This window comes from Rhodococcus sp. R1101, from assembly GCF_000278445.1.
Lineage (GTDB): Bacteria > Actinomycetota > Actinomycetes > Mycobacteriales > Mycobacteriaceae > Rhodococcus > Rhodococcus gordoniae.
Window position 1 is genome coordinate 1 of sequence record NZ_AJVB01000171.1, and the last position, 7,363, is coordinate 7,363.

Here is a 7,363-nt window from a genome sequence, read left to right on the forward strand (position 1 = left end):
TAGCAGCACCGATCCGTCGAGGCGCTCGGCCTGCATCACCGTCTCGACGCTGTCGGCGATCACTTCCCGGGACACCAGGGAGAAGTGCATGCCCTCGTGCCCCATCGAGATCCCGTCGGACACGGAGATGGTGCCGAATTCCAGCGGATATCCACCTGCGGCATGCACCCCCTCCTTGACCGCTCGGGCGAGCCGGTCGAGCGGGAGATTGCACGGCGTGATCTCGTTCCACGACGATGCCACCCCGATCTGCGGCTTACCCCAGTCGTCGTCGCCCATGCCTACCGCGCGGAGCATGCCGCGCGAGGCGGCCTTCTCCATGCCGTCGGTGACGTCGCGGCTGCGGGGCTTGATATCGGGCCGGTCCGTCATGAGGCCTTCCGAGGGTCGCGGCCGGTCAGGGCGAGGAGCCGGTCCTGTGGCGGAGCATCGTCGGGGAGCGGGACGGGATCGGCGAACAGACCGCTCGAGGCGAGCATGTCCTTCTGAGGTTCGATGTCGGCGAGCACGGCGTCGACGAGTTCGGCGTCGAGGGTCTCGTCGGCGCCGATTGCCCGCGCGAGATCCCAAGTGTGCACGGTGATGTCCGCGACCTGCTGTTTCATGTAGTCGAGGCACGGGACGGTGCCGTAGGACAGGTGAACCCCCTGGGACGGTGCCGCCATCGCCCACGCGGCGGTCGCCTGCTCGGCGAAGCGTGCCCATTCGGCGGCGAGGTCGTCTCCGATCGGTTCGAGTGCGGCCTTCGCGTCGTCGAGGGAACGCCCCGAGAGCAGGGGCTGGATCCAGCGCTGCTCGTCGACCATGTGCCACACCAGGTCGGTGACGTCCCATTCGGTGTCGGGGGTCGGGGCGTGCCAGTCGCGGATCTGCGCGACCCGGTCGCCGAACTCGCGCCGCGCGGTTCGTTGCAGGGAGAGCCAGTCGGTCGCCATGTCTCTCAGCGTAGGGCTCGGGTTGCTCGAATCACGGCGATTTCGACTCCTGCGATCATGCGCGGGATGCGGGACGATCGGGAGTCGCACCGTGTCGTCGTCGAGGAGAAGTACATGCCTGTCCCCACCGTCCAGCTCGCGCCCGGTCTCGTCGTCAGCGCCCAGGGTTACGGCGCGATGTCCGTCGCCCCCGCATACGGCGAGGTGAATCTCGACGAGGCGCTCGCGACCCTGCACCACGCCGTGGATCTGGGCATCACCTTCATCGACACCGCCAACGTCTACGGCGACGGCACGAGCGAGAAGGTGGTCGGCAAGCTGCTCGCCGACCGGCGGGACGAGGTCCAGCTGGCGACGAAGTTCGGTCTCGTCGGCGCGGTCAGCGGCAAGGGCACCGCCAACCGTCGCATCAACGGCCGTCCCGAATACGCGAAGCAGGCCATCCACGAGTCGCTCGGGCGTCTCGGCGTCGACCACGTCGACCTGTACTACCTGCACCGCGTGGATCCGGAGGTGCCGGTCGAGGATACGGTGGGTGCCCTCGCCGAACTCGTGCAGGCCGGCAAGGTGCGGCACATCGGACTGTCGGAGGCCACGGGCGACGAGTTGCGCCGCGCGCACGCCGTCCACCCGATCGCGGCGATCCAGTCGGAGTGGAGCATCGTCTCGCGCGACGTCGAACGGCACGTGGTGCCCACCGCCGCCGAACTCGGCATCGGCTTCGTGCCGTACTCGCCGGTGAGCCGGGGGCTGCTCACCGACGCCTTCGATCCCGGACAGGTTGCCGAGAACGACCTGCGCAAGCGCTTCCCGCGCTTCGACGCCGACGCCCTGCCGATCAACCTCGCGGTGCGCGAGGAGGTGCGGGCGGTCGCGAAGGATGCGGACGCGACCATCGCACAGATCGCCCTGGCATGGCTGGACGTGAAGGGTCGCGAGTTCGGCTTGCCGTCGGTGTCGATCCCCGGCACCCGCTACGCGAGTCGCGTCACCGAGAACGCCGGAGCGCTCGACGTGACGCTCACCGACGAGCAGGTCGCGCGGCTGGATCGTCTCGCCGGCAAGGTCGCCGGTCCGCGTGCGGCCGACCCGACGTGGGTGTCGCTCGGGCGTGAGTAATTAGTACCGTTAACAGACCGACGCGTATCGTCCTTGTGACATGAGGGCATGGCTGGTCTGGGGTATCGGAGTCTTCGCCTACATCGTCGCCGTCCTCCATCGGACGGCGTTCGGCGTCTCCGGACTCGCTGCCACCGAACGCTTCGAGATCTCACCGTCGGTGCTGTCCGGCTTCGTCGTCCTCCAACTCATCGTCTACGCGGGGATGCAGATCCCGGCCGGTGTGCTCCTCGACAGGTTCGGTTCGCGGCGGATGATCGCGACCGGCGCCGTGATCCTCGCCGTCGGTCAGGCGATCCTCGCCGTCACCGAGTCGCTGCCGGTCGCGTATCTGGCCCGAGTGCTGGTCGGTGTCGGTGACGCCCTGACGTTCATCTCGGTGCTGCGGCTCGTGCCGGTGTGGTTCGCGCCGCGCCGCGTGCCTGTCGTTTCGCAGCTGACGGGCATCTTCGGCCAGTTGGGCCAGGTGCTGTCGGCGGTGCCGTTCGTCCTGCTGCTCACCGGCACGGGATGGACGGCCGCCTACGGCAGTGCCGCGGCGCTCGGCCTTTTCGCGTGCGTGCTGGTGTTCGCGGTCGTGCGCGACACCCCGCCCGGTGAGACGCGCGAGGCCACCGCGTCAGGGCTGCGGGAGGTGATCGGCGGGCTCGGCACGGTGTGGCGGCGTCCCGGCACCAAGCTCGGCTTCTTCACCCACATGGGCACGCAGTTCTCGGTGACGACCTTCGCGCTCATGTGGGGCGTGCCGTATCTGGTCTCCGCGCAGGGCCTGTCACCCGCGGCGGCCGGCTCGATGCTGACCGTCTCGGTGGTCACCGCCATCTCCGCCGGACCCATCCTCGGCGTGCTGTCGGGACGCTTCCCGACCAGACGCTCGTGGCTCGTGCTCATGATCATCCTCGCCAGCGCAGTGACGTGGTCGGCGGTGCTCGCCCTGCCCGGACCCGCACCGCTGTGGCTGCTCGTGGTGCTCGTCGTCGTCATCTCGGTGGGCGGGCCGGGATCGATGATCGGCTTCGACTACGCCCGCACCTTCAATCCCGGGACCGCGCTCGGCACGGCCAACGGCATCGTCAACATCGGTGGCTTCCTCGCGACACTGCTGGTCGTGCAGACGATGGGCATCGTGCTCGACCGGCTCGGCGGCTACACCTTCGACGCCTTCCGCGTCGCGTGGTTCGCGCAGTATCCGATCTGGGTGATCGCGCTTATCGGGGTGCTCGTGACCCGAGGGCGCGCCCGCCGCGAGGCCGGCATCGAAGCCCGCTCGCTGCGGGCGGTCGTGGTCGAGCGGTTCGGCCGGGGTAAGCGCTGAACGCGGTTGGGCAAGCACTGGGCGTCGAGGCGTCCGGATGTCTCGATCGACGAGCGGCGGGAGTCCTGTTCGGGTGGACCGTCCGGCATCACTGCAGGTCGTGGAGGTGAGAACCGCCTGTCGTGGTCGGACTGGCAGACTCGATCCCGGAAGCAGTCGAGGAGGAATCGAGTGAAGACGACGGTGGGCGAACCCGAACCGGGACTACCGACACCGGACGACGTGCAGGCACCGCTGGTCGCAGTGGAGCATCTCGCGCAGGATCTGCGACGCGCACTCATGGTGTACAAGTTCGGCATCGACGAGATGATGACGAAGATCAACATCCTGCGCGAGGAGTTCACCTACGCCCGCGAGTACAGCCCGATCGAGCACGTGAAGTCGCGGTTGAAGAGCCCCGAGTCGATCCTCGCCAAGGCGGAACGGAAGGGTGCGCCCGCCTCGCTCGACGGCATCCGCGAGGCCGTCCGCGATATCGCAGGCATCCGCATCACGTGCAGCTTCACGTCGGACGTCTACCGGATCATCGACATGATCACGAGCCAGCTCGACGTGACGGTCGTCGAGATCGAGGACTACATCGCCCGCCCGAAACCCAACGGGTACAGCAGCGTGCACGTGATCGTCCAGATCCCGGTGTACATGTCCGATCGGGTCGAGCGCGTCTACGTCGAACTGCAGATCCGCACGGTCGCCATGGACTTCTGGGCGAGCCTGGAACACAAGATCTACTACAAGCACGACCGCGAGGTACCGGACGAACTGCGCGAAGAACTCCGCCTCGCCGCGGAAACGGCGCGCGATCTGGACCTGCGGATGGAAGCACTGCACCGCCGCGTCCACGGCCCGAACAACGGAAAATGACCGAGGTACGCAACGTGGGGTGAAGACTCGCAACGTGGTCGGTCACTGTCGGCGTTGCGAACCCACCACCGGTGTTGCGTACCCATCACCATTCCCACTGTTGACGCGGGATCTTCCGCGCGATACGTAAGCGTTCACGCACAGGGAGGGACGGAGGAGTTCTGGGGCCTCGGGTGTGGTGACGAGATGGCGATCTTCGGGACACCGATGGAGACGGTCGACGAGCCCGAGCAGCGTGTGGGGTTCGCTGACGAGAACGTACGCCGGAACGGTCAACGAATCCGGTTTGTCGTGCCCCATGCGAGGCGGAGTCGGTTCATAGCCGGGTACGTGCAGACGGATGAGCGGATTGTGTGTAGACGCCCCGCTACCCGAGACGGTGTAGACATCGGCAGCCACTTCCCGGATCTCGTCCCATCGAACGAACACGTCCGAAACGCCACGCCGCACGAGCCATGTAATCATGAAAGCACCCGCTACTGTCATGCAGGAGAACACGACGGACAGCTGAACGGGAAGTATCCTCACGTAAGGAATCTCGATGCCAGGGCCGTGAACGTCGTCTCGGTACTGCTGGATCCTCGGATGCACACCGAATCGGTGGAAGCCGGCTCGCTCGAATCCCCAGGCCGAACTTGACGCCGTCATCACAGCGAGACAGAACCCCAGGGCGATGGCTCCGCCGCCATCCGCTCGTCGAACGTCGACGGTCTTCTGCAGCACAAGGATTCCGGTCCCGGCCAGGAACACGCCGAGGCAGAGCGATCCCGTACGAAACCCTTTGCGGCCAAGTAGGTTCGGATCGTTCTCCGTACGGGTACGTCTCGATGGAATCGCTCACCGGATTCTCAGTCCCTCGTGGATTGCATGCAGATGAGCGATAAGAGACTCGGCGCTGTCGGAACGTGCGGTTGCCGTCAGTTGCGTCAGGTAGCGATCGTACTCGTGGTCGATCACGAGATATCGCGTCACGGCGGTGTACTCGACGTCGTCCACTCGATAGGAGCCTTGGACGATCACCGATCGGTGCCCGCGGAAATCGGATGTGTCGCGGAACCTCTCCCTCCATGCGGGCAGTTCGCGAACTTCATTCCCCGCGACCTCCAGCAGTTCGTCCGTCGGCCGCCATTTCGACAGTGCGCCGTGGAGGAGTACGGCGTTGGGTGCCCAATCATCCATGACGGGCTGGGGAGCTACGAGAACCGTATGTGCGTGCGGAAAGACATCGCGGGGGAGTGTGATCCAGCCTTCCGGCGCCTGGGATTCCGGTTGCGGGTGCCGCGGATCGTCCGGGTCGCAGGGGCTCAGTTCGACTTCGCGTGCTGCGAGGTAGTCGGAGAGCGTCGTCTGAAGCGAAGCATTCATCGAGACGCCTCCTGGTGGCGTGCCATCCGGAATCGCCCTCGCAAAGGCGGTGGTCTGAGAAGTTCGGCCGCGTCCTCCCGAGCGAGGAGTGTGCGGTCGTGTGGACGTTCATGCATTCGTCGGGCCAGGGCCAGGAGTGTGTTGGGTTCTGCGATGAGCCAAGTGCAGACGATGGCGAGAATGTGTTCTTCGTCGTGGGGGATGCGCGCTTCCGGGGGAATCCGTCCGGTCGTGTGGATGTGGATCATCGGAGTCCGGACGTCGCCGTATCCGGAACGGGTCACGATATCCGTTCCTGCGATGCCCTCGATGTCGTTCCAATGCACAAATTGCACGGTGGCATTGTTTCGTCGGAACTTGCGAGAACGTACGACTCTTTCGATTCCGTGTGGATACAACCCCAGTGTGGTGGGAAGTCGGAACCAGATGAACGCCGCCGCCATGAGCAAGAGAACGATCCCACCCACGAGCGCGAAGATTGCAGTGGTTCGGGGGTCGTAACCATGCGGCAACTCGGATCTGTCGGTGATGTAGACGTTCAGAGCAGAGATGGCCAAACCGGTAAGGCCGTTGAAGATAAGCATGGCAACAGCCAGGCTGGGAAGGGTGAGTCCTCCCGGCACAACGATTCCGATTCCGAGTTCAGAATGTTCATTACTCCTGACCCGCTTGGAATGCAATACATTTCGAATCCCGCCGTCCCTGAACGCTGCGACACTCATGAGTAGCATCGACGTTCCGAACACTACCGAGCCGATTGTGGATATCGATTCTTCGTGCCCGACGTTCACCAGTGCATCCCCGAGGGACCATACAGCCAGAACAGCAGCGAAGACCCCGCCCATGCACCACCCGATTCGCAGTTGCTGCGGCCAACGAGGGTCGAAGAACGAATCGATGTGAGTTCGATATCGGTCCGGCGGAACGTTTTCGGTCGTCACCACAACTCCTGGATTTTCTTGGATGCGTACCATGTGGCTGCGCCGCCACCTATGAGGCCGGCAACGAAGCCCGCTGCAGTGCCGACTCCCGGGACGACCGAACCGCCCACTGCCCCGATGAACGCCGCTGAAAGTTTCGATGCGGCTACGGCACCGAGCATGCCGGCAACGGTTCCGGCGCTCTCGGAGACTATTGCCTCGGTGGGATCCATCCCTCCCTTGATGTCGTTGACGATCGCAGGAACGGTGCCTACTGCAGCGGCAGCCGGGTTCATTCCGCGCGCGATGTTGCGTGCGACATCGTCGCCCGAGGCCACCGCCGCGTCGGTCAGGAGTTCCTTGGTAGCTCCGGACATTGCGCCGATGGACGACGCTGCGATGGTGGATGGCCAGTCCGGCCACCAGGAGAACTCACCGTCCTCCGTCTGCACGACCTTCCCCGGCACCGCGGCATCCCTGGCTGCTTCGAGTACCGCAACGGCGGCGGTGATTCGATCGGCTGTTTCGATTGCGGCTCGCGACGCTTGTTCGAGAGCGCCGCGGACGGCGTGGGTCAGCTCCGCCGCTTCGTGTTCGAGGCGGACGCGGGCTTCGGCGACGGCTTCGGCCTGCAGCATCGCCGAGAGGATGCGGATCTGGTCGGAGGGGTCGACGGTGCCGTCGTCGTGCACGGTGAACCCGGACTGTTCGGCGCCGCCCACCACCGACACGAGGTGCAGGCGGGTGCCTTCGACGAGCCACGCGCCGGTGCGGTACGCCTCCGCGACCTGCAGGAGGGCTTCGGCGATGACGCTGCCCAATGAGCGTTCTCGGACCACTCGCGC

General features: G+C 65.5%; 8 protein-coding genes. 3 read left to right on the forward strand and 5 right to left on the reverse strand.

Going from position 1 to position 7,363, the window contains the following annotated elements:
• Together R1101_RS26560 and R1101_RS0112415 are read right to left on the reverse strand one after the other, a co-directional pair.
• On the reverse strand, nucleotides 1-372 hold a 372-nt coding region (locus R1101_RS26560; RefSeq protein ID WP_037223161.1), incomplete at its 3' end, for a dihydroxy-acid dehydratase domain-containing protein.
• Nucleotides 369-935, reverse strand: coding sequence for a TIGR03086 family metal-binding protein (locus R1101_RS0112415; RefSeq protein ID WP_016933741.1), 567 nt, complete (start codon nucleotides 933-935; stop codon nucleotides 369-371). The genes R1101_RS0112415 and R1101_RS26560, both read right to left, overlap by 4 nt.
• Before the next feature lie 114 nt (nucleotides 936-1,049).
• Here R1101_RS0112415 and R1101_RS0112420 point away from each other — a divergent pair, with 114 nt between their 5' ends.
• From R1101_RS0112420 to R1101_RS0112430, 3 genes are all read left to right on the forward strand, one after another.
• Complete coding sequence (locus R1101_RS0112420; RefSeq protein ID WP_026003200.1) at nucleotides 1,050-2,054, forward strand: aldo/keto reductase; 1,005 nt, start codon at nucleotides 1,050-1,052, stop codon at nucleotides 2,052-2,054.
• Nucleotides 2,055-2,094: 40 nt separating this feature from the next.
• Nucleotides 2,095-3,369, forward strand: a complete 1,275-nt coding sequence (locus R1101_RS0112425) for an MFS transporter (RefSeq protein WP_016933743.1) — start codon at nucleotides 2,095-2,097, stop codon at nucleotides 3,367-3,369.
• 171 nt (nucleotides 3,370-3,540) lie between these two features.
• Nucleotides 3,541-4,233, forward strand: a complete 693-nt coding sequence (locus R1101_RS0112430; protein WP_016933744.1) for a GTP pyrophosphokinase — start codon at nucleotides 3,541-3,543, stop codon at nucleotides 4,231-4,233.
• An 837-nt stretch (nucleotides 4,234-5,070) separates the two neighbouring features.
• On the opposite strand, the gene R1101_RS0112440 is transcribed toward R1101_RS0112430, so the two are convergent.
• The 3 genes from R1101_RS0112440 to R1101_RS0112450 all read right to left on the reverse strand — a co-directional run.
• Nucleotides 5,071-5,598, reverse strand: coding sequence for an LpqN/LpqT family lipoprotein (locus tag R1101_RS0112440; RefSeq protein ID WP_016933746.1), 528 nt, complete (start codon nucleotides 5,596-5,598; stop codon nucleotides 5,071-5,073).
• Nucleotides 5,595-6,539, reverse strand: a complete 945-nt coding sequence (locus R1101_RS30985) for a hypothetical protein (RefSeq protein ID WP_232284740.1) — start codon at nucleotides 6,537-6,539, stop codon at nucleotides 5,595-5,597. Before R1101_RS30985 ends, R1101_RS0112440 begins: the two co-directional genes overlap by 4 nt.
• The coding region (locus R1101_RS0112450) for a hypothetical protein (RefSeq protein ID WP_051017530.1) at nucleotides 6,536-7,363 on the reverse strand (828 nt) is incomplete at its 5' end. The genes R1101_RS30985 and R1101_RS0112450, both read right to left, overlap by 4 nt.

What these genes read in the sequence shown, in the direction of transcription:
- R1101_RS0112415 (WP_016933741.1), bottom strand. Translation starts at nt 935, where the DNA reads ATGGCGACCGACTGGCTCTCCCTGCAACGAACCGCGCGGCGCGAGTTC.
- R1101_RS0112440 (WP_016933746.1), bottom strand. Translation starts at nt 5,598, where the DNA reads ATGAATGCTTCGCTTCAGACGACGCTCTCCGACTACCTCGCAGCACGC.
- R1101_RS0112420 (WP_026003200.1), top strand. Translation starts at nt 1,050, where the DNA reads ATGCCTGTCCCCACCGTCCAGCTCGCGCCCGGTCTCGTCGTCAGCGCC.
- R1101_RS0112425 (WP_016933743.1), top strand. Translation starts at nt 2,095, where the DNA reads ATGAGGGCATGGCTGGTCTGGGGTATCGGAGTCTTCGCCTACATCGTC.